We start from the raw sequence: 22129 nt of genomic DNA, 5'->3' as shown, positions 1-22129 counted from the left end.
GCTTGTTTTTTATCGATAATATACATTAACTATGCATCGACGTCCGGCATGCCGGTATGAAAAAAGCTTGCCGAAGCAAGCTTTTTTCATATATCGCGACTAGTCTGCCGGCAGCCGGCGGCGGTCAATTCTTGCGCGGATAGAGTGGCACCTGCCCGGGCAGCGCAGCCGTGGCGGCCGGGGGCGGGCCGCCGACACGGTTGACCACGACGTCGTCGAAATACGGCATGCTGAACCCGCTGGCGGTCGGTCCAGCCATCAGGCCGGCCATGCCGCGGCCGTACAGCGCGTCGTCCGCCTGCACGACCTGCTTGCCGTCCACATAGCCGCGGATCGTCGCGCCTTCGAAGCGCAGCTTCAGCGTATGCCAGCCGCCGCCGGCGGCCGTTCCCGTGGCCAGCACCTTCTCGCCGCCCTCGCCGTCGTCCCGCTGCGACTTGATCAGCGCCTGCTGCTCGGCGTCGCCGACGAGCGCCTTCTTGTCGACCTTGCCGCGCACCACGACGAGGCTCACGCGCCCCCCGTCCTCCAGTTGCAGGTAGTAACCCTTGGGGATGGTGCCGTATCCGCTGCCGACGTCGTTCACGCGGCCCATCACGGCGGCGGATTCGCCGGGACCGGTGTGCACGTCCGCGCTGACCTCATAGTCGGTCCAGGCATCGTCGCCGATGATCGTGTATGGCTTCCATTCCGGCGCCCAGGACATCGCCGGCACCGGAACGGCCTGGTGCAGGCACCGCCCTTTCCGCTCCGGACAGTCGGCCAGCTCGAACGCACTGGTGATGTCCGCGAAATAGCGCGGCAAATGGCCCCACTGGCGCGGCGCCGCGTAGCCGTCGAAGGTCTCGCGATACGGGAACGGGAACGCCTGCTTCGGCAGCACGTCGGCGAACGTCCCCTTGCGCTGGCCGCGCGTCGTCGTGAACGAATACACGGCACCGGGTTCCAGCGTCAGTTCGACCACGCCGCGCGCGGGCACGACATCCGCCTGGCGCACGAAGTACGCTTGTGCGTTGCTGCGCCAGACCGCCAGGGCGGCGCGCGACAGGCCGGCGCCGACGACGAAGCGCACACGCTGCGGCCGCGTGGCCTTGCGCGTTTCGACGATGATGCTGTAATCCTTGCCGGGCGACTTCAGCGTGACATAGGTCCCGCCCGCGGCCAGGTCGCCGCTGCCGCCATCGATGTACGTCCAGCCGATCTGCGTGAACTGGCCGTAGTGCGCATAGCCCCACAGGCTCGGGTTGATCTCGTAGTGGCCGCTCCAGGGCCAGTTGGCGCGCAGCGCCGCTTCCTTCTCGCCGGAGTACGATTCCAGCGTGTACAGGCCGGCGATGCCGTACCAGTTGACGAAACGGGTGATGCCGCTGCGGATGTAGTTCTCGTTGAACGACTCGACGTTCCCGATCAGGCCCTCGTAGCCCGCCTTGTACACGTGGGCCTCCGTGTTCCACAGGGGCTTGTGGAGCCGGTCGGCCGTCGCGCGCACGTCCGCCGGGACCGTCGACGTATCGGTGTTGACGTGCGCGCCGATCACGTCGATCGCGGCGGCCAGTTGCGGATCCTTGTCGAGGTCCTTGACGAAGTCGAACTTCCATTCGTCGGGCCAGTTGTCGAACGCGTGCAGCCGGACATTGCGGAAACCATTGTCGTCCAGCGTCTTGCGCATCGCCTTGACGAGGCCGTAATTCACGCCCTTCTCGTTGCGCATGCCGAGCGCGTCCATCTGCAGGCCATACACGTCGCGCAGGCCGCGCAGCCACGTCACGTAGTAGTCGGCCGTATCCTGCGAGAAGAAGCGGTCGTCGCCCTGGTTGCCGGCAAAACGCATGCCCCGATCGCCGATCCAGCCCGGCGCGCTCCAGATGGTGCCGTCCAGCGCGAGATGCGGATTGCGCTTGCGCGCTTCCGTCATGACCCACCAGGTGTACCCGCGGTCGTAGTTCAGGTCGCCGCGCGTGTGCATGTGGCTGGGCATCGAACCCTGCGTGGCATTGCCGTCGCCGGGGATCTCGACATACAGCACGCTGACGGAGGCGCCGAATTTCGGCTTGTAGATCAGGTCGAGGATCTGGCTGCGCTGCGGTTCCGGATAATCCTTCAGCAGCACGGACGTGCCGCCGCCGCCGTCGACGACGCCGAAGCCTTCGAAGCGCCGGCCGCCGGCATCGCCCTTCAATTGCACGGTCTGCATGGCCGGCGCCAGGTCGGATGCGCATGCGACGCCGCTTGCGCCCGCCACCATGGCCAGTGCGCCCAGCGCGGCTGTCAATTGCCGCAGTGCGTGATGATGCATGAGTGTCTCCTGTCGTTATGGTTGGACAGCAGACATTGTAGCGTGGATGGTATCGTTATCTGAGAAAATGACGGACGGCGGTCCGGTTCATCCGTGCAGCATCCCCGCGCCGCCGCGCCGCCCATGCTTGACCTTGTACATGGCCTGGTCGGCCAGTTCGATGAGTTGCTCCATGTCGCGGCCATCCTCCGGCCACAGGGCAAAACCGATGCTCGCCCCGAGGGGGAGAATGCGGCCCTCGAATTCGAACGGCGCCCGGATCGCGCTCGCCAGGTCGGCGCACTTGTCCACGACGCTGTCGCGGTCGCGCACCCCGACGAGGATCAGACCGAACTCGTCGCCGCCCAGGCGCGCCGCGAGATCCTCGGTACGGAGACCGCCGGCGATCCGGTTGGCGACCTGGCGGATCGCGGCGTCGCCGGCGCGGTGGCCGCAATTGTCGTTGATCACCTTGAGTCCATCCATGTCGATGTTGACGACCGCGACATGGTCATGGGACCGCGCCGCCCGCGCCAGTTGCTGGCGCAAACTGTCATAGAACAGTGCGCGGTTCGCGAGGCTGGTCAGCGCGTCGTGCGTCGCGCGGTAATACAGGTCGTTCGACATGTTCTGCACGGCGTGGTAGATCGATGCGCCGATCAGGGTCGACAACAGCCCGAGCACCTGGGCATGCCGCTCGTCGAAGGCATGCGCTTCGGCCGATACGATCTTCAGCACGCCCACCGACTGGTTTTCATGGCGCAGCGGGACGACGAGCATCGAGCGCAGGCCGACCTTGCGGCAGGCTTCGCGGTCGACATGCGGATCGGTCTCGGAATCGTGGCACACGAGGATTTCGTGGGTTTCCACGCACAGGCCCGACAGGCTGTTGTCGCGGCGCAGGCGCAGGCCCAGCTGCGGCTGCGCGATGCCGGCGGCGGCGCGGTAGATCATCTCGTCACCCTCGACCATTTCCACGACCGCGCCCTGGGCGTGACACAGCGTCGTGGCGCGCTGGCAGACCAGTTGCAGCACCCCGCCAAGATCCAGGCCCTGGCAGGCGATCTCCGCCTGGATCTTGATAATGTCTAGCAATACGGTCGCATCCAGCGTGACAGTGTTCATGGTTTTTCAATGTCGAAAATGTCACCAATAATCACGATCCAGTGTGGAGCATTTGTGCCTTATTGACAAGCAAATACTGGCGTTGCGGCCACATCTATAGGAAATGTCGCAACAAAGAAAAAGCCCCTGGCAACCAGGGGCTTGCGTTCCTACACGAGCCGGCTTCAGTTCGACGAGGTGCCGACGATGATACCGCGGCCGAGGCCCTGGCTCGCCGAGAAGTAGACCGTGCCGAAGGTCTTCGGATCGCCGGTGACATGGGTAATGCCGCCGTACTGGTGGGCAGAGTCGTTGATCTGGGTCCAGGTATTGCCCCCGTCCGTCGAACGGTACAAGCCTTGCACGCTATTGATCGTGCCCGACATGTAAATGGCCGGGTAGGTCGTGCCCGTCGCCGCCTTGCCGAAGCCCGTCGAGACGGCCGAGGTCACCGTCGTCAGCTTGGTCCAGCTCCAGCCCGAGCTGGTGCTGCGGTACAGGCCGGACGAGGTGGACAACCAGAGATCGCCCTGGATGCCGAACGGCGTGCTCAGGCTGCCATATTGCGGCAGCCCGGTGGCGGCCGTATTCCAGTTGACGCCCTTGTTGGAACTGGTATAAACGGTGCCCGTGTTCGCATCGTAGGCATACATCAGGCTGCTGTTGAAGCTGTCGGAAACCATCTGCATGCTGTTGCTCATCGGCAGACCCGTCGCGGTCCAGCTGGCGCCGTTATTGGTCGACAGGACCGGAGCGGCGTCCCACGGGGCCCAGGCGATGTTCGCGCCGTCGGCCGAGATGGCGACCGTGCCGCCGCCCTGGCTCGAGCCCCCCTGGCTGGTGAACGCCGTCCAGCTGGTGCCGCCATTGGTGGAGACGGCGCCGAACACGGCGGCGTTACCCGAGAGCGCCGTGCCTACGCGGACGATCTTCGACGTCACCGACTTGGCGTAATCCAGTCCCGTGCCCTGTTGGCACAGCGGGTTGGACATGGGCGTGGGCGACGTGGTCAGGCTGGTGTGCACGAAGCCGCAGATATCGCCCAGTCCGCTGATCAGCGGTGCGCCCGCAGTCGGCGAGACCAGCAGGTGCGGCGCCGACTCCTCGATGCCATTGGCGCCGATGGTCCAGTTGGTCGCCTGGCCGCTGTCCGCTGCCGTGAGGTTGCCCGTGGTCCAGACCGTACCCCCGGTGCCATAGAACGCGTGCGCCGAATTGAACGGGTCGATCACGACCTGGCTCCAGTTGCCGAACGGCGGCGACGGGTGGCCGAAATGGATGTACGGCGACAGGCTGTCGTCGCGCGTGGCCGAGGCGCCCACGTCCGTCCAGGTGGCGCCGCCGTTGGTGCTGCGGAACATGGTGTCATCCGGCCAATAGCGATCCATGGTCATGACCACGAGCGTATTCGTGGTCCGGGTATCGATCGCCAGGCCGCCGTAGCCGCCGGTCAGATTGTTCGGATTGGGCGGCGTGATGTTCTRCCACGTGTTTTGCCCGATGCTGTACTTCCACACCTGGCCGGTATTCATGTCGCCCGGGCCGATGCCGTCGCCGTAGGTAATGTACAGGTTGCCGTCCGCGGCGATCTGGCCGTGGTTCGGGTACATCCCGACGGGGCCGCCCGTCACCGCCGTCCACGTGGTGCCGCCGTTCGTGCTCTTGTACAACGTCACGCCGGCGGATTTCGCGCTCGACGTGGACACGCCGGCGAACAGCGTCGGCGTGGCCGAGCCGAGGCTGGCGGATGCCTTGTATGGCGTGACGAACGCCACGCCCGCGCCCGAGCCGTCGCTGGTGAGGGCCGTGAACCCGGTCAGCTTCGTCCACGTCTGGCCGCCGTTCGTGCTCTTGTACAGGCCATTGGTGCCGCTTTGCGTGGATTCGTTGAAGGTGCCGTAGTACAGGATCGAGCCCAGGTTCGGGTCGACCTGCAGGCGTTCGCCCGCATTGCGGCCAACGTTGTTGCCGCCAGCATGGAAGTTGAGCGGGTACGACGTGAACGTGGCGCCCTTGTCCGACGACACCAGGAACGTGGCGTTGCCGTCCCAGTTATTGGTGTACATGCCGGCCACCATGTACAGCTTGTTCGTGTTGTTGGGGTCGATGGCGATGGTCTCGATGCCCATATGGTGCCAGTTGGACGGAACCGTCCAGTCGTTCAGCGGAATCCAGGTGCTCGTGGCGGAGTTGTAGCGGTATGCGCCGCCCACGTCGGTACGGGCATAGAACAACCCTTGCTGGCCCGGGTGAGCGATGATGCCGCTGACGAAGCCGCCGTCGACGATCTTCACATTGTTATAGGTGTAGTTCGCGGCATGCGCAGGTAATGTCGCAGTGACGAGTATGCCCAGCATCGACGCGGCCAGCGCGCCGCGGGCGAGCTTGCGGGAAAACTGTCTAAACGTCGGGGATGATGCCTGTTTTCGTGCCTTGTTAATCTTCATGAACAACGTCYCCTTATTGGCTCGTATCGCGCGATTCAAAATGAGTTTGCTGCAATTTCAGTGCGCGATTTCTCGATTCTGCAAATCATTTCAACTTGTCGCAATTATGAAAATTACCAAAGCACTACATGAAATGTGCGACATTGGACAAATGCATTTAAACTTTTCCGAACAAAAATTTACGATAATATATTTACCACAAAATTTTTGTCAAAACGAAATCGAGCATTCCAAGCGGCACAAATTCTCGCAATTCGGCACGCCGATCAGGCTCAAACAATTGGAATAGCATTATTTGAGACACCAAAATGCCCGGTGTTGCTATCTGGCTAGCAATACGCGCATATTTATGTTTTTTGAATAGGCTACTGATTCACATCAAATCCAACTATTTTCCAACAACGATTCATGCCTCGCCGCCATGTACTTCCGACACAATCACGATTTACAACTGCCGCTTGATAAAACGCAAAATACGAAACACGAAATCTTCAGAAACTGCTGTTTTTCGATATAAAACGACGGGAAATGGCCGTTCGAACAAGTGAAATCAAACGAAAAACAAGCGAAATACCCCCTCGACGTTAATGTAGATTAACTCGAAAAAATCATCAATATCCCAAACGTTGGTTAAATTTTCGTAAGGTTCTTGTGGGCATCAATCCACGCTGTCGACAGGGCCTGCGTCGATTGAACCTGGCTGTGTTCGCGTTCGTTATGTGAACTTTAATTTGTTGCCGAAGTCATACGCATTGTCGAGTTAACTCTTCCGGAGTGCCGATGCGCAGCCTGACGTTCGACGACCTGTTTGCCATGTTGTCCGCGGTCGCTTTGTCGGCGAGTGACCTGGCCCGGCTACGGGAATGGATTGCCAGCATCACGCATCCAGCCGAGTGCATCGGCCTGATCGAGCAGGCTGCGCGGGGACGGCCGTGTCCACACTGTAGGCACCCGAAGTCGCACCGCTGCGGCCAGGCCAGCGGACTGCAGCGATTTCGCTGCCTCCGTTGCCGTCGTACCTACAATGCCCTGACCGGGACACCGCTCGCGCGCCTGCGCAAGAAGGAGTGCTGGCTGCCTTATCTGCAATGCGTGCTCGAATCACGCACCGTGCGCGAGGCGGCGCGCGTCGTCGGGGTGTACCGCACGACCAGTTTCCGGTGGCGCCACCGGTTCGTGCCCGGCGCGATGCGCGACCGGCCGGCCAGGTTGACGGCCATCGTCGAGGCGGACGAGACGTTTCTCCTGGAATCGCAGAAGGGCTCGCGCAACTTGACCCGCACGCCGAGAAAGCGCGGCGGCGTGGCGAAGCGGCGCGGCGTCAACAGGGAACACGACTGCCTGCTCGTCGCTCGCGACCGTACCGGACAAACGCTCGATTTTCATACCGGACGCGGGCAGGTGACGGCCGAACAGCTGCACGGGTGCCTCAAGCCAGTGTTGCCGACCGACGTCTTGCTGATCAGCGATGCGGCCGCATCCTATCGTCGTTTCGCGCAGGAGGCCGGCATTACGCACGAGGCGGTGAACGGGAACGCGGGCGAACGGACGCGCGGCGCGATCCACATCCAGAACGTGAACGCCTGGCACAGCCGTTTTAAAAGCTGGCTCGTGCGCTTTCGCGGTGTCGCAAGCCGCTACCTGATCAACTATTCGGGATGGCAGAGGTTGCTGGACGCGCGCCGCCTGACGACCCCGGCTGACTGGCTGCGCGCTGCGGTCCAGCTCGGTTAGCAGCTCGGTGCCCGTTTACCGACAAATGCGAACACAGCCTTGAACTTCTGCGCCGCCAGCGGCATTAACGCAAACCCCCTTCCCCGTCCTGACAGGAGGTTGTCATGAGGTATTCCATCGGCGTTCCATGGCGTGCGCTTGCAGCCGTGATCCTGACCTGCTGCATGTTCCCGGCGCAGGCCGTCCCCAGCTTCGCGCGCCAGACCGGGTTCGATTGCTTTACCTGCCACGTCAGCTGGCCCGAGCTCACGCCGACGGGCCGGCTGTTCAAGCTCAACGGCTATACGCTGGGACCGCGCCTCGCGTTTCCGGTGGCCGGCATGGTCCAGCTGTCGTACTCGCAAACACGCGGCGCCGGCACGAACTTCGCGCAAAACTTCCCCAAGGACCGGGAGGCGGTGATACAACAGGTGAGCCTGTTCTACAACGGCAAGCTGAGCGACCATGTGGGGATCTTTTCCCAGCTCACCTATGATGGCGTCGAGCACCACACCAGCATCGACAATGTCGACCTGCGTTACGCCAACCACGTCGGCGTCGCGGGACATGACCTGCTCTACGGCTTTACGCTGCATAACAATCCGCAGGTACAGGACGTCTACAACACCGTGAGCACATGGGGTTTCCCGTTCGCCTCGTCCCCTGCCGCGAACGCACCCGCGGCCGCACCCCTGATCGAGAGCCTGGGCCAGCAGGTGGCGGGGATGGGCGCGTATGCGATGTGGCGCAACACGGTCTACGGGGAAGTCACGGCCTACCGCACCAGCAACCATTTGTTCTCGCCGCTGCGGCTCGGCATCGAACGCGACACCGCCGCCGCGCTCGACGGCTACAACCCCTACTGGCGCCTGGCCGTGCAGCACGACTGGGACGGCGGCAAGCATTCGGCGATGGTCGGGACGTATGGATTGATCGCCGACGTCTTCCCCGACAATCAACGCCTGTCCGGTCCGACGGACCACTTCCGGGATATCGGGATCGATGCGCAATACCAGTACATCACGGACCGCCACCGGATTTCCGGACAACTGAATTACACGCGCGAATCGGTAACCTGGAATCCCGATGCGCAGGCGAGCAACCACACGGACCGGCTGCACGCATTCCGTGCGAAGGCGACCTACTATTTCGAGAAGAAGTACGGCGTGAATCTGGCGAGCTTCCGCATCCACGGCACCGCCGACAACGGACTCTACAACACTGGCGACGCGGTGACGGGCAGCGGCAATGGCAGTCCGGACAGCGCGGGCACGATCCTGGAGTTCAATTATCTGCCGCGTCGCGACATCCGCCTGACGCTCCAGTTCACGCACTACAGCAAGTTCAACGGCGCTTCGCGCAACTACGACGGCCTCGGCCGCAACGCCTCCGCCAACGACACCGTCTATCTGCTGGGATGGTTCATGTTCTAAGCCCCGGCCCTTTTCCGCAAGAGGTCATCATGAACGAAAGAGAGTCCACGCGCCGCCGCCTGCTCGGCCAGGCCGCTGCGCTCCCGGTCCTGCTCGCCCTGCCCCTGCTCGCCAGGCCTTCCTCGGCACAGGCGGGGAATGCCAGCAAGGACGATTTTCATTACCAGGACCATCCGAACGAAGGCAAGCGCTGCGCGGATTGCGTGCAATTCGTCCCGCCTGGCGACGGACAGCAGCCCGGTACCTGCAAGATCGTGGCAGGCACGATCAGCCCGAATGGCTGGTGCATGGCATTCACGCCCAAATAGCGGCTTCCATCCAAATGACGCGACCAGGCCAGATTCGAGGTTTCCAATAAATCGGAAAAATGCTCACGCAAAAAAGAAGGCATTCCTTTTTTACTTGCGCCAAAATGCCCGGCAACGCTACTAGCAACTTTTGCAGTGACGTCGACCGGAGGCCGAAATAACAATCGTCGGCCTTTCATCATCGCCGCCCGATTCAGGCAGGAATCGGCTTTGTGCCTGATCAACCATTTGGAGATCTGTTAATGACGTTGCAATATGGTTTTTTTAAAGCGCACGTAACGAGCGCACCGACGATGCGCTCGAAATACATTCCCGAGCAGCAGGAAACGCAATATCACATGCACGTGACCTTGCAGGCCGTGGACAACCAGGGCAATGCCGTCACGCCATGGGATTGCGCGATCAACGTCGGCACGGACGACGCGGACGACCTGCTGCGCTACCGCCTGGTCCGGAACTTTTCGCACCCGATCTGCTCCACGCTCAAGGCGGCCGCGCAGGGCTATACGGACCTGACCGGCAAGGATGCGCTGCCGGCCCTGGACTTCCTCCGCACCGACATCCTGACTGCGGGCGCCGGTACCGGGACATGGCAGGACAGCGACGTGATGAACAACGGCGTCATGAGCTCGACGACCACGTTCCAGCCGGTCGCCTCGCTGGAGACGGCGTTCAACCAGGCCGTCGCGACGAATGCCGACGTCTACGCGTTCGGCCGTACCTATACGGGCGGCGACGCGGGCATTCACGACATCCACATGAACCAGGGCTCGACCGGCCGTCACTTCCTGAACGAGGGGAATGACGACACCGACCACAACGACGTATGGCAGGACGGCGCGATCCTGATCAATTACCCCGACGGGACGTGGACCGCCTATTTCACCGCGTTCACGCAGCAGATCGTACCGACCGACGGCGCCGGCAATCCGGTCGATGGCGGCCACGAGATCAACGACAGCGATCCGGGCAGCCTCGCCCGGCAACTCGAAGTCGCCTGACCGGCAGTCCCCACACATCGTGTCCAGGCAGCGGCCTGGACACGCGCATTGCCGGCATCACCCTACCGCAACACGGCGATCCGGCGGCCCGGCGATCCGGCGGCCCGGCGATCCGGCGATCCGGCGATCCGGCGATCCGGCAGAATTCATTCAAGCTTCCCTTCAATCGCGCCATTTTCATCGATATGTGAAATGGCGCAAAAACGCGCGTTCCCATTTTCTTCGCGACGCCGTCCATTTCCTAATGGATTTCCATCAATCCCCTGATTGATTTTATTTTTTCTCGCTGCTAATGTGGCGAACAATTTATTTCCGCTGAGAAATCAAACAGTGGGCCCGCGCGCGCCCATGGATTTCTTTTATCCAGCAGGTGTTGCCCATCCCGATTAACCAACAGGGTTACCATGTCCGAAAACAATGCCATTCCCCGTCATAGCGCCAATCTCGTCTTTTATCTGAATGGGAAACCCGTAGAATTACCCAATGTCGACCCGAAAACCTTATTGGTCGATTATTTGCGCTCTCCCGACGTGGGTTTGACCGGTACGAAGATCGGCTGCAAACAGGGTGGTTGCGGCGCCTGCACCGTGCTGCTGTCGGAGTGGGATGAGGCCAGCCAGACGGTGAAGCATTCCTCCGTCAATTCCTGCCTGAAACCGCTGGCCGCCGTGGACGGCAAGATGGTGACGACGGTCGAAGGCACGGGCAGCGTGAAGAACGAAGCCATCAGTACCGTTCAGCACTGCGTGGCCAGCAACAATGGCTCCCAGTGCGGCTTCTGCACGCCGGGCTGGGTCATGAACATGACGGCCGCCGTACTGGAAAACGGCCCCAAGCCCGGCACCAAGGCGGAGATCGAAGGCCTGTTCGACGGCAATATCTGCCGCTGCACGGGTTACCGCCCGATCCTCTACGGATTCAAGAAGGAATTCGCGTCCGACTGGAATCCGACCGTCGACGACAAAGGATGCATGCCTTGTTACATCGACCCGGCGGACGAGGTCAGGAACGTCGTTCCCGTGGCCGTCGAATTCCCGGATGAACTGCGCCACCGCGCCCGCGCGCTCGCCTTCGAATCGAAGGGTTACCGCTGGTTCCGCCCCACGTCGCTGGGCCAGGTCGTTGAATTGCTCGCGCAGTTCCCGGACCGCCAGGACRTGCGCCTCGTCGGCGGCAACACCTCGATCGGCATCTACCCGGCCACGGTGGAAAATCCCCACGTCTTCATCGACCTGGGCCAGGTGGCGGAGCTGCGCGCAAGCCGCGCCGATCATGGCCGGCTGGAGCTCGGCGCCGGCCTGCGCTACAGCGACCTGCTGGCGCTGCTCGACAGGCAGATCGCCGACACGCCGGAAGGCAGCCCCGCCCTGCCCGGCCTGCTCGCGCTGCGCTACATGGCGGGCCGCACCGCCGGCACGATCGTCCGCAATGCCGCCACACTGGCCGGCAACACCATGCTGGTGGTACGCCACGGCGACGAAGGCGTGCCCTTCCCGTCCGACTGCTTCACGGCGCTGGCCGCACTCGGCACGGACGTCGTCGCCATCGCACCCGGCTGGGATGGCGAGCGCCGTTTCGGCCTGCTCGAGTTCGCCAACCTGTGGAACAGCGACCCGGCCATGCGCGGCGGTTGCGTGCTGCTGCGCTATGACGTGCCCGCGACGCGCGCCGACGAATACGTCCAGACGTACAAGACGGCACTGCGCATCGTGAATGCCCACTCCATCGTCAACGCCGGCTTGCGGGTGCGGCTGGACGCCTGCAACCACGTCGTCGAGGCTGCGCTCGTGGTCGGCGGCATCTCGCCGGTGGCCTGCCGCCTGCGTGGCTGCGAAGAGATGCTGCTCGGCCAGGCCTGGAACCAGCAGACGCTGGCGAAAACCGTGGCCGCGATGGAAGCGGAAGTGGATGCCATCATGCGGCGCCATGCGGCCCACTATGCCGAACTGCCGGACGAAGGCTTTTCCGACAGCTACAAACGGGCGTTGTGCGTGTCGTACCTGTACAAATTCTTCCTGGAAGTCGCGGAATGGCGCGGCCTGCCCGTGCCGGACGCGCTGCGCTCGGCGGCACAGCGCGTGGTGCCGGGAGAAACCCGCGGCACCCAGGCCTACGAAAAGGATCCGGCGGAATATCCCGCCAACATCCCGTACATCAAGCTCGGCGCCTACCTGCAGGCGACCGGCGAAGCCCAGTACGTGCACGACATTCCGCTGCCGCGACGCGGCCTGAACGCCGCCCCGGTGCAAAGCACCATCGCCCTCGGCACCTGCACGTATCGCGTGGCGGACGTGAACGGCCCGGCCAGCCCGGCCGAAGTGCTGGCGGCGCTGCGCCAGCGTTTCCCCGGCGTGGTCGACTACGTGACGGCGATCGACGTGCCGCAGCAGGCCGTGATCGGCATCGGTACGGACGATCCCCTGTTCGCCATCAGCGTCGAACCGTCCGCCTGCCCGCACGGCAAGCTGCCGCCCGGCTATGACGCACGCGCGCCGCTGCTGCTGACGGGCTTCGGCCAGTCCATCGGCCTCGTGCTGGCCGAGGACGAGCAGGAAGCGCAGCAGGCCGCCTGGTACCTGCAGACGGAACTGATCCGGTTCGCGCCCGCCGCGGACGCGCCTTGCCTGGACATTCCCGCTACCCGAGCGGAGCGCGAGAAGATCGTGTTCCCCGACGCGCCCCCGTTCCCCGTCCACATCTGGCAGATCACGCGCGAGGGCACGAACCTGCAGTGGGTGACGCCCGCGAACCCGACCGAGCCCGACCCGAGCGAACCGGTCGTCGCGCACGGCGTGCCGGTACCGGTGAACGAGGTGGACGTGGCCTGCACGCGCGTGTCGTCCAAACAGCAGGTCGGCAGCCAGATCCACTTCTACATGGAGACGCAATCCTGCGTGGCCGAAGTGCTGGACGACCGCCAGCTGCGGCTGCACCCGTCGAGCCAGAGCCCGGATGCGGTGCACAGCACTGCCTGCGCGGTGATCGGCCTGGAATCGAACCAGGTGTCGGTGCAGATCCGCCGCGTCGGCGGCGGCTATGGCGGCAAGTGCGCGCTGTCGTCCTACGCTTCGAGCATGGCGGCGGTCGCGGCATGGAAACAGAATCGCACCGTGCGGCTGGCCGTGCTGCGCCAGGTCGACAGCGCCATGTTCGGCCACCGCCATCCCGTGCTGGGCAACTACCACATCGCCATCGGCGACGCCTCCGATCCGGCCACGCACGGCAAGCTGCTCGGCTTCCAGGCCGATTACTGGCTGGACGGCGGCCGCACCTATGAGTGCTCGATGATCGTCAGCGACTGCCTGGCCCTGCGCAGCGATACCGCATACAGCATCCCGAACTGGAATTGCGCGGCCGACGTATGCCGCACCAACAAGACGAGCAACACGTCGATGCGCACGATGGGCATGCTGCAGGCCACGCTGATCGTGGAAGATGCGGTCGAGGCGGCGGCCCACGGCGTCGGCCTGCCGTCCCACGTGGTGCGCGCAAAGAACCTGTACGCCCAGGGCGAACGCACGCCGTACGGCGAGCCGCTGGCGTCGTGCTACATGCGCGAAGTATGGGATTACACGCTGGAGAAATCCGACTTCCTCGCGCGCCAGCAGGCGGTGGACGACTTCAACGCGCGCAACCGCTGGCGCAAGCGCGGCATTTCACTGTTGCCGGTCAAGTACGGGTCCGGCTTCAACACGGCATCGCTGGAACAGGGCGGCGCCCTGATCGAGGTCTATTCGAAGGAGGGCTCGGTGCTGGTCCGCCACGGCGGCGTGGAAATGGGACAAGGCCTCGATACGAAGGTGGCACAGGTCGTGGCGCTCGCCCTCAACGTGCCGATGCAGGCGATCCGCGTGGCCGAATGCGATACGGCCGTGGTGCCGAATCCGGAAGGCACCGGCGCGTCGACGGGCACCTCGTTCAACGCCGGCGCCGCGCAGGAGGCATGCCAGGCGCTGCGCCAAAGGCTGGAAGCGTATTGCCACAAGCTGCTGGATGAAAAAGGCAGCGCGTGGTGCGCGCAAAACCACGTCAATTTCTGGGACTACCCGGAACTGGGCTGGCGCGCCCCGATCGCCCAGCCGAACGGCGCACCCGACAAGACCATCTGGCAATACATCATCGCGAGCGCCTTCGACGCCCGCGTCAACCTGTCGGCCCAGTCGCGCATCGCGGTACCGGGCGGCACCGAGCCGGACACGGGCCTGACGTTCAAGGAAGTCATCGGGCCGGACGGCAAGCCGGTCTCGGCCTACGAAGAAGTCGATTACTTCAACGGCTACACATTCAGCGCGGCCTGCACGGAAGTGGAAATCGACGTGCTGACGGGCGAGACGACGGTGCTGCGTTCCGACATCGTGTACGACGCCGGCGTGAGCCTGAACCCCGCCGTGGACGTGGGCCAGGTCGAGGGTGGATTCGTGCAGGGCCTGGGCTATGTGCTGAGCGAGGAACTCACGTACCAGCCGGCCGATTCGCCCACGACGCCTTCGCCCACCCGTCCGGCGCCGGGCGCCCTATACACGGTCAACACCTGGGAATACAAACCGCCCGCGGCGCAATCGATTCCGCAGGAAATGAACGTGATCCTGTTCCCGCGCGACCTGGCGCCGAACGCGCCGCACGAGGAAGCCGAACTGCTGTCGTCGAAGGAAATCGGCGAACCGCCGATGACCCTGGCTGCCACCGCCTTCTTCGCGGTCAAGCAGGCCGTGCGCGCCGCCCGTGCCGACCGCGGCCACCACGAGTGGTTCCAGATGGAGTCGCCGGCCACCGTGGAACGCGTGCGCGAGGCGTGCCTCGTGCGTGGCGCGGACCTGGACAGCGGCATCTGATACGTACCAATAACAATCGGTAGGGTGGGCGGCCTCCGCCCACGCGTAACGCCAACGAGCCGCATGCGTCACGCGTGGGCACGCATTTCATGCCCCCGGCATGAAATGCCCCACCCTACACAGAAAGGAAACCCATGCAATTCGATACAGTACGCGGTGCCCAGGCCGGCCTGCTCCAGCGCGCCGTGTTCGGCCAGGCGGCCACCCTCACCTTGCGCGACCACGATCATGCCGGCGCCCAGGCGCTGCTCGCGCTCGTGCGCGACCTGGCCGCGAAGGCACAGGCCTCGGCCGTGCCTTGCGGCCTCGTGGCCGCTTTCTCCCCCGAACTGTGGGGCAAGTGGGATGGCCGCGACATCCCCGTCAGCCGTGAAGTCCTGAACCACTCGCCGAAGCTGCGCGACACGGGCGGCGACGTCTTCCTGTACCTGAAAAGCGACGAGCCCGAGGCGGCCGCCGAACTGATGGAGAGCGTGCGGCCGGCGCTGGAAAAGCTGGCTTCTCACCTGGAGATCCTCGCGGTCGGCAAGCGCCCCGACCGCAAGATCATGGCCGGCCGCTACCTGGACGGCATCACCAACCCGGACAATCCGGTCGGGCTGGCGGCGGACGTGCTGATCAACGGCGAATACAGCGGCGCGTGCTTCGCATTCACCCAGAAATTCCTGTTCGACTGGCCGAGCATTTCCACGATGCTGCCGGACGCGCAGGACGCGATGATCGGCCGCAATCCGGACGGCGTATCGCTGCCGCAGGGCGACGTCAACGCCCACATCCGCCGCGTGCACGTCATGGACAGCAATGGCGACAACCTCAAGTTGCTGCGCCAGGCCCTGCCCTTCGGCTCCCATGGCGGCAGCGCGGCGCGCGAGCAGGGCCTGCTGTTCGTCGGCTTCTGCAACGACCAGGCCCGCTTCGAAAAAATCATCGACCACATGATGGGCCCGGACAAGAACCGTCCGGCCGACCGCCTGATGAGCGTCGTGCAGGGCGTGTCCGGCGCGTACTGGTATGTGCCGAGCGCCGCCGAGCTGGAAGTCGCCGGCGCGCGCGACGCGGACGTCACGGAAGACCCGCACTGGCAGGTGCGCAGCGCCAACGGCTACATGTTCTACAACGGCATGGACTACCTGCACCAGATGGCGTCCGGGAAGTACATCGGCGGCGATCCGCCGAGCCCGCGCCTGCTGCTGCTGGCGGAGCGCACGTTCTCGCACTGGAACGACGGTTGGGTCAAGCGCAAGCCGTTTCCGCGCCTCCCGCACCTGAAGGACCTGCTGGCGGACGACGAGAAGCATGTGCTCACGGCCAGCGTGGCCCTGCGCAAGGGGATGGCGAACAAAAAGACCCTCGCCGACCTGCTCTCGAGCCCCGAGTCCGCCATCGCGCGCCGCAACGACCTGCTGCGCATCGATGCGAAGGAGCTGGTCGTCGGCGTGATCCCCGATTTCACCCTGGGACGGGGCAAGGAAGTCGTGCCCTACCTGGACGAGGAGGAAACGGTCGCCGCGTGGCTCAAGGCCCAGCTCAATGAGTGGTCGGCGATGGGCCACGTCGTGCCCGACCTGCAACTTGTCGTCAACGAAGGCCTGGGCGCCCTGCTGGACAACCTGCGTACCAAACTGGCGGCGAATGCGGGCGGCGACAAGGCCGATTTCTACCAGTCGGCAATCTGGTCGCTGGAGGGCGTGCAAGGCTACCTGGACAACTGGGCCCGGCTGGCCGAGCGCTGCGGCGCCGCGGTCGATGCCGCGACGGCACCGGACGACGTGGCCAACATGCGCGACGTGGCCGACCGCCTGCGCCGCCTGCGCACCGACAAGCCGGCCAGCTTCCAGGACGGCGTCCAGCTGGTGTACGCGTTCCACTGCTGCCTGCACCTCGTCGGCGAACTGACCCCGATCGGCCGCCTCGACCAGATCCTGTGGCCGCTGCTGCAACAGGACACGGTGGCGCCGGAACGGGCGCAGGAAATCATGGACTGCCTGTGGCTCAAGATCGGCGAGAACGCGTTCGTCAACCGCGCGAACATCGTCGACTACCGCACCTATGGCACGACGTCCGTGTTCGGCCTGGGCGGCAATTTCCCGCAGGGCGGCGGCATCAACCAGTGGGTGCAACAGGTCACCGTCGGGGGTTACCTGCCCACCGACGACGCGGTGCCCACGTGCGGTGCGAACCCCGTCACGATGCTGTGCCTGAAGGCGGCCCGCCGCATTCCGGTGAGCGCGCCGACCCTGTCGCTGCGCGTGCACAAGGACATGGCGCCGGAATACCTGGACGAAGCCGCGCGCTGCCTCCTGGCGGGCGGCGCGCACCCGATCCTCTACAACGACGACAAGCTGTGCACCGCGCTGGAAGCTTCGGGCAAGACCGTCGGCACCGCGTGGTCGCGCAACTACGCCGCGGACGGCTGTTATGAACCGATGTTCGCCGGCGCCTCCGAATTCACGTTCTTCGACGTCACGCCGATGAGCGCGCTGGAACAGGCGCTGAACCAGGGCGCAACGTACGGCACGGCCGGCCCGATCTACCTGCGCGGGCAGAAGCAGACGATCCGCACGCCGCACGCGTCCGAAATCCACAGTTTCGAAAAGCTGCAGGAAGTCTTCCTCAAACAGCTGGAATGGGGCATCGTACAGGCGTACAACCTGATGCTGGGCGCCTACGGCAACCTGGCCGACATCTGCCCGAGCCCGCTGCTGTCGGCCGTCATCGAGGGCTGCGTGGACAACGGACGCGACCTGACCAATGGCGGCGCGCTGTTCCACATCATGGCGCCGCTGTGCATCGGCGCCTCGAACGCGATCGATTCCCTGTATGCCATCAAAAAGATGGTGTACGACCCGACGACGGCCGTCACCACCCTGCCGGAACTGCTCGACTGCCTGATGAACGACTGGGGCTACACCATGGTCGAGCCCTACCAGAGCGAGCTGCTCGGCCCCGCGGACGCACAGGAGCGCGGGCTGCGCTACCAGCAGTTGCGCGAGGTCGCGCTGGCGTTGCCAAAATGGGGCAGCGGCAATGCGGACGTCRATGCCATCGGCGCCTGGATGATGGAAAAGATGGTCGGACTGTGCGTCAGCGTGATCCGGCAACCGTGCGCGCCGCTGCGCGCCCAGCTGGACAGCATCGCCAAGCGCTTCGGCAGCTTCGAATTCGTCGTCACGCCCGGCATCGGCACGTTCGAGGGCTATGTGGGCGACGGCCTGCCCTGCGGCGCGGGCGCCGACGGCCGCCGCAACGGGATGCCGATTGCGTCCGACCTGTCGCCGTCGCCGGCCCCGCAGGACCTGCCGGCCGCCCCCGCGTTCCGCAACATCTACCAGTCGCTGAAGAGCTGGAAGACCGAGGCGATCGACTACGGCCTGTCGAACGCCTCCCCGGTCGACATGAACATCGCGGAAGACTTCCCGCTGGCCGACCTGCAGCAGTTCGTGCGCGCCTATGCGCGCGGCGAGACGGGCTCGAACCTGATCACGATGACCTGTGCCGACCTCGCCACCTACCAGGCCGCGGCGCGCGATCCCGAGCGCTACAACCTCGTGCGCGTGCGGATGGGCGGCTGGACCGAGTTCTATTCCGCCATGTTCCCTGCCMACCAGGAGCAGCACCAGCGGCGCCAGTATTTTACGCCCTGAGCCTTAAAGCCTACCTCGGTAGGGTGGGCACCCCCGTGCCCACCCTACTTAACCTATTTTGAGACAAGCATGTACCAACTGACTGAAAAACACCCGCTGAGCGCGCACCTGCCGCCGATCGCGGACGACGTGTTCGCATCGATGTGGCGGCTGTTCGTCCACATCGGCACATTCTGGAACAACATGGACGACCCGGCGCCGTACCGGTCGCAGCTCTACACGTTCATGTGCAACCGGATCAGCCTGTATCCGATCTACCACGAGTACTACATCCTGGCCAAAAAAGTCATGGACGACCTGGTCGCCGAGCGCGGCGAAGAGGCCGCCTACGCGCTGCTGTTCACGGACGCGAACGCGCTGGAAACCCCGCCGCGGACCCCGCTGGCGCTGGTGCGCCAATGCGTGTCGAACGAATTCGTCGCCTGGCAGCTGGCGCTGGGCGGCTTCAAGGCCTGGGGCGCGGAGAATTATTGCGGCTATATCGGCGGCGCCTACATCCCGGGACAACCGGCACCCTACAGGACCTGGAGCTGAAGCCATGAAAGTCGAAACATTGATCATCGGCTCGGGCGTCGGTGCCGCCGCCCTGGCGCAACGCCTGCTGGCGAAAAATCCGCGCGCCTCGATCCTGATGCTGGAAGCAGGCGGCAGCGTCAAGATGAAGGATGCCGCGCTGTGGCAGGACTATGTCGTCAGCGGCAAGCTGCCGTACGACCCGTACCAGGACGCGGACTACCCGGAGCGGGGCCAGCCGGGCGAGAATGTGAGCCTGGGCGGCACCGTGATGGGCCTCTCCGGCTCGCGCGTGTTCACCCTGGGCGGCACCACGATCCACTGGGACGGCTGGTGTTTCCGCCTCAAGCCGGAGGATTTCAGGCTGTACTCCAACACCGGCCAGGGCATCGACTGGCCCATCGGCTACGACGAGCTGGAACCCTATTACGGCCAGGCCGAGCGCTATATCGGCGTCTCGGGCGAGGCGAAAGACTGCGGCGTGCCCCGCTCGACACCCTACCCGTTCCCCGCCTTTCCGTACACGCTGGAAGACCAGCCGGTGGCGGCGGCGATGGAAAAGCTCGGCATCGCGTACGGCCACATGCCCATCGCCCGGCATGGCGTCACCGAGACCACGTCCACGCACGCGCCCTGCCAGACCACCGGCACCTGTCTCTATTGCCCGTTCGGCGCGCGCTATTCGGCCAATAACTTCCTGAACGACATGGTCGCGTGGGGCAACTTCCCCAATCTCGAAATCCGGCTCAACTGCTTCGTCAAGGAAATCACGATGAGCACGAAGCACCGGGCCAGCGGCGTGGTCTATCACGACAGGTTCACCGGGAAAGACGTCGTCGTGGAAGCGGAGCAGGTCATCGTCGCTGCCGGCGCGCTGGAATCGCCCAAGCTGCTGCAACGCTCGCGTTCCAGTCACTGGGCCAACGGCATCGGCAACGACCTCGACCTGGTCGGACGCTACCTCATCACGCAACCGTATTACGCCTTTTCGGCCGACATCGCGGCGAACCCGTCACGCCTGCAGCCTGAGATGGCATTCGCCACGTTATGCTCGCGCCACTTCGACAGCGTCGAGGAACAGGCCAGGGGCAAATTCGTGATCGGCAATCCGCCTTCGGCACCGGCCGTGAATCTGGCCAGCCAGATGCAATCGGGCCGGAGCCGCGCCGACATCGACCGTTACGTCGACGGCGCCCAGCAGTTGCAACTGATCGGCCAGATCGAGATCGTCGGCGACTGGAAGGACCGCGTGTCCAACTATGGCAAAACCAACAGCATGGGCATGACGGAAACCGCCATCGACTTCACCAGGCCGGCCGGCTTCGATGCACGCTTCGTCGAGGTGCAGGCCAAAATCAACCGGATCTTCGAAGCCATGCCCGCCACACCGGCCGCGAACCCGTTCCTGTCCTGGCGGGCAGACCATTCCTGCTGCACGACCCGCATGAGCAAGGATGAAACGCAGGGCGTCATCGACCGCGACCTGAAAGTGCATGGCGTGGACAACGTCTACGTCTGTTCGAACGCCGCGTTCTCGTCATCGGGTTCCGTCAACCCCACGTTGACCCTGGCCGCGCTGGCGCTGCGCCTGGGCGACCACCTGAACAAGTCCACCACGAAAGCGAGTGCCGCCTGATGAGCCTGAAGGAACAAAAAGCGATGCTGCTGCCGCTGCTGCAGAAGGCGCTCGAACTGGAACTGTCCACGATCCCGCCCTACCTGACCGCGCTGCTGAGCATCAAGATGCCCGGCAACCGCGTGGCCGCCAACGTGATCCGGAGCGTGGCGATCGAGGAAATGCTGCACATGGTGCTGGTGGGGAATCTGATCTCCAGCCTCGGGGGCAAGGTGCGCCTGCACGGCGACGCCGTCCCGACCTATCCGCTGCGGCTCGAATTCGAGGGCAGCCCGATCCGCGACCGCGAATTCGACATCCACCTGGAAGCGTTCTCGCCGCAAGCGATCAGGACGTTCAAGCAGATCGAGATCCCGGCCGACCTGCTGCCGCCCTCGCATGCGCATGGCGCGCAGGCGCAGGTCGTCATCCCCGGCATCACACTGGGCCAGTTCTACGACCGCATCGTCCTGATGCTGGAAAGGATCTGCGCCGACTACCCGGAGAGCGATGTGTTCTGCGGCGACCCGACGCACCAGATCAACGAGCAATACTACTGGAGCAGCGGCGGCAAGCCCATCGTCGTGACATCGCTGGCCTCGGCCATCGACGCCATGACCGTCATCAAGAAACAGGGCGAAGCGTCGCACAATTCGATCTACGACGGCGACGCGGAATACTTCGACCAGCCGCGCGAAGTCGCGCACTACTTCCGCTTCAACGAGATCGCCTGCGGCCGCTATTACCGTCCGGACGACCGTCCCGCGGAACCGCCGACCGGCGAGCATTTCGACGTCGATTACACGGCCGTGTATCCGATCAGGCGCGACGCGAAGAGCACGGACTACCGGCCCGGCTCCGAACTGGCGCGCCTGAACGACACCTTCAACCGGCAGTATTCGGTGATGCTGCGGCAGCTGGAGCAGGCATTCAACGGCAACCCCAGCGTGCTGTATGACGCGATCACCAATGGCATGCATGGCATGACGTCGGTCGCGCATGAAATGATGAGCCTGCCGATCGACGGTGCGGCCGATGGGGCGCATGGCGCGCCGAGCTTCGAATGGGTGGCGTCGCCGGGGACGCGCGACTGATGGCGGGAAGTCCCAGTAGGGTGGGCACCCCGTGCCCACGCGTGACGTTTGCGTTCCGTTGGCGTTCGCGTGGGCTCGGGTGCCCACCCTACCCGTTCGCGCGTACCCAGACAGGTTCTTACTGTTCCCAGCGCACGTGCACGACCTTGT

Annotated in this window: 13 protein-coding genes; 9 read left to right on the top strand and 4 right to left on the bottom strand. The window is 64.2% G+C overall.

Annotated elements, in window-relative coordinates:
* Window positions 1–124: 124 nt before the first annotated feature.
* The 3 genes from AC1DYX_RS11570 to AC1DYX_RS11560 form a co-directional block, all read right to left on the bottom strand.
* On the bottom strand, window positions 125–2296 hold the full coding sequence (locus AC1DYX_RS11570; RefSeq protein WP_477258954.1) for a 3-keto-alpha-glucoside-1,2-lyase-like domain-containing protein: 2172 nt from the start codon (window positions 2294–2296) through the stop codon (window positions 125–127).
* 87 nt (window positions 2297–2383) lie between these two features.
* Window positions 2384–3400: a diguanylate cyclase domain-containing protein gene (locus tag AC1DYX_RS11565; RefSeq protein ID WP_477258953.1), complete on the bottom strand. Its 1017-nt coding sequence runs from the start codon at window positions 3398–3400 to the stop codon at window positions 2384–2386.
* Window positions 3401–3564: 164 nt separating this feature from the next.
* Window positions 3565–5826, bottom strand: coding sequence for a WD40/YVTN/BNR-like repeat-containing protein (locus AC1DYX_RS11560; protein ID WP_477258952.1), 2262 nt, complete (start codon window positions 5824–5826; stop codon window positions 3565–3567).
* A gap of 780 nt (window positions 5827–6606) precedes the next feature.
* On the opposite strand from AC1DYX_RS11560, the gene AC1DYX_RS11555 reads away from it, so the two are divergent.
* The 4 genes from AC1DYX_RS11555 to AC1DYX_RS11540 all read left to right on the top strand — a co-directional run bounded on the left by AC1DYX_RS11555 (window position 6607) and on the right by AC1DYX_RS11540 (window position 10281).
* Window positions 6607–7560, top strand: coding sequence for an IS1595 family transposase (locus AC1DYX_RS11555; RefSeq protein WP_477258951.1), 954 nt, complete (start codon window positions 6607–6609; stop codon window positions 7558–7560).
* A 104-nt stretch (window positions 7561–7664) separates the two neighbouring features.
* A complete protein-coding gene (locus tag AC1DYX_RS11550) occupies window positions 7665–8972 on the top strand; it encodes a cytochrome C (RefSeq protein ID WP_477258950.1) in 1308 nt (435 codons plus the stop codon).
* Between the two features lie 29 nt (window positions 8973–9001).
* Window positions 9002–9280: a high-potential iron-sulfur protein gene (locus tag AC1DYX_RS11545; protein WP_477258949.1), complete on the top strand. Its 279-nt coding sequence runs from the start codon at window positions 9002–9004 to the stop codon at window positions 9278–9280.
* Between the two features lie 242 nt (window positions 9281–9522).
* On the top strand, window positions 9523–10281 hold the full coding sequence (locus AC1DYX_RS11540) for a DUF2278 family protein (RefSeq protein ID WP_477258948.1): 759 nt from the start codon (window positions 9523–9525) through the stop codon (window positions 10279–10281).
* A gap of 146 nt (window positions 10282–10427) precedes the next feature.
* Here AC1DYX_RS11540 and AC1DYX_RS11535 read toward each other — a convergent pair whose 3' ends face one another.
* Window positions 10428–10586, bottom strand: a complete 159-nt coding sequence (locus AC1DYX_RS11535; protein ID WP_477258947.1) for a hypothetical protein — start codon at window positions 10584–10586, stop codon at window positions 10428–10430.
* Window positions 10587–10685: 99 nt separating this feature from the next.
* Here AC1DYX_RS11535 and AC1DYX_RS11530 point away from each other — a divergent pair, with 99 nt between their 5' ends.
* The 5 genes from AC1DYX_RS11530 (at window position 10686) to AC1DYX_RS11510 (ending at window position 21979) form a co-directional block, all read left to right on the top strand.
* Window positions 10686–15113 carry a molybdopterin cofactor-binding domain-containing protein gene (locus AC1DYX_RS11530; RefSeq protein WP_477258946.1) on the top strand — a complete coding sequence of 1476 codons (4428 nt, stop codon included), beginning with the start codon at window positions 10686–10688 and terminating at the stop codon, window positions 15111–15113.
* Window positions 15114–15247: 134 nt separating this feature from the next.
* Window positions 15248–18757, top strand: coding sequence for a Dyp-type peroxidase (locus AC1DYX_RS11525; protein ID WP_477258945.1), 3510 nt, complete (start codon window positions 15248–15250; stop codon window positions 18755–18757).
* Between the two features lie 69 nt (window positions 18758–18826).
* Complete coding sequence (locus tag AC1DYX_RS11520; RefSeq protein ID WP_477258944.1) at window positions 18827–19291, top strand: hypothetical protein; 465 nt, start codon at window positions 18827–18829, stop codon at window positions 19289–19291.
* Window positions 19292–19295: 4 nt separating this feature from the next.
* Window positions 19296–20906, top strand: coding sequence for a GMC family oxidoreductase N-terminal domain-containing protein (locus AC1DYX_RS11515; RefSeq protein ID WP_477258943.1), 1611 nt, complete (start codon window positions 19296–19298; stop codon window positions 20904–20906).
* Window positions 20906–21979 (top strand): ferritin-like domain-containing protein, encoded by a 1074-nt coding sequence (locus AC1DYX_RS11510; protein WP_477258942.1) that lies wholly within the window; start codon window positions 20906–20908, stop codon window positions 21977–21979. The genes AC1DYX_RS11515 and AC1DYX_RS11510 overlap by 1 nt, the downstream gene beginning before the upstream one ends.
* Window positions 21980–22129 lie beyond the last annotated feature (150 nt).

Source organism: Massilia sp. P2_C2 (genome assembly GCF_056404615.1).
This window is presented reverse-complemented; position numbering and strand designations above follow the sequence as displayed.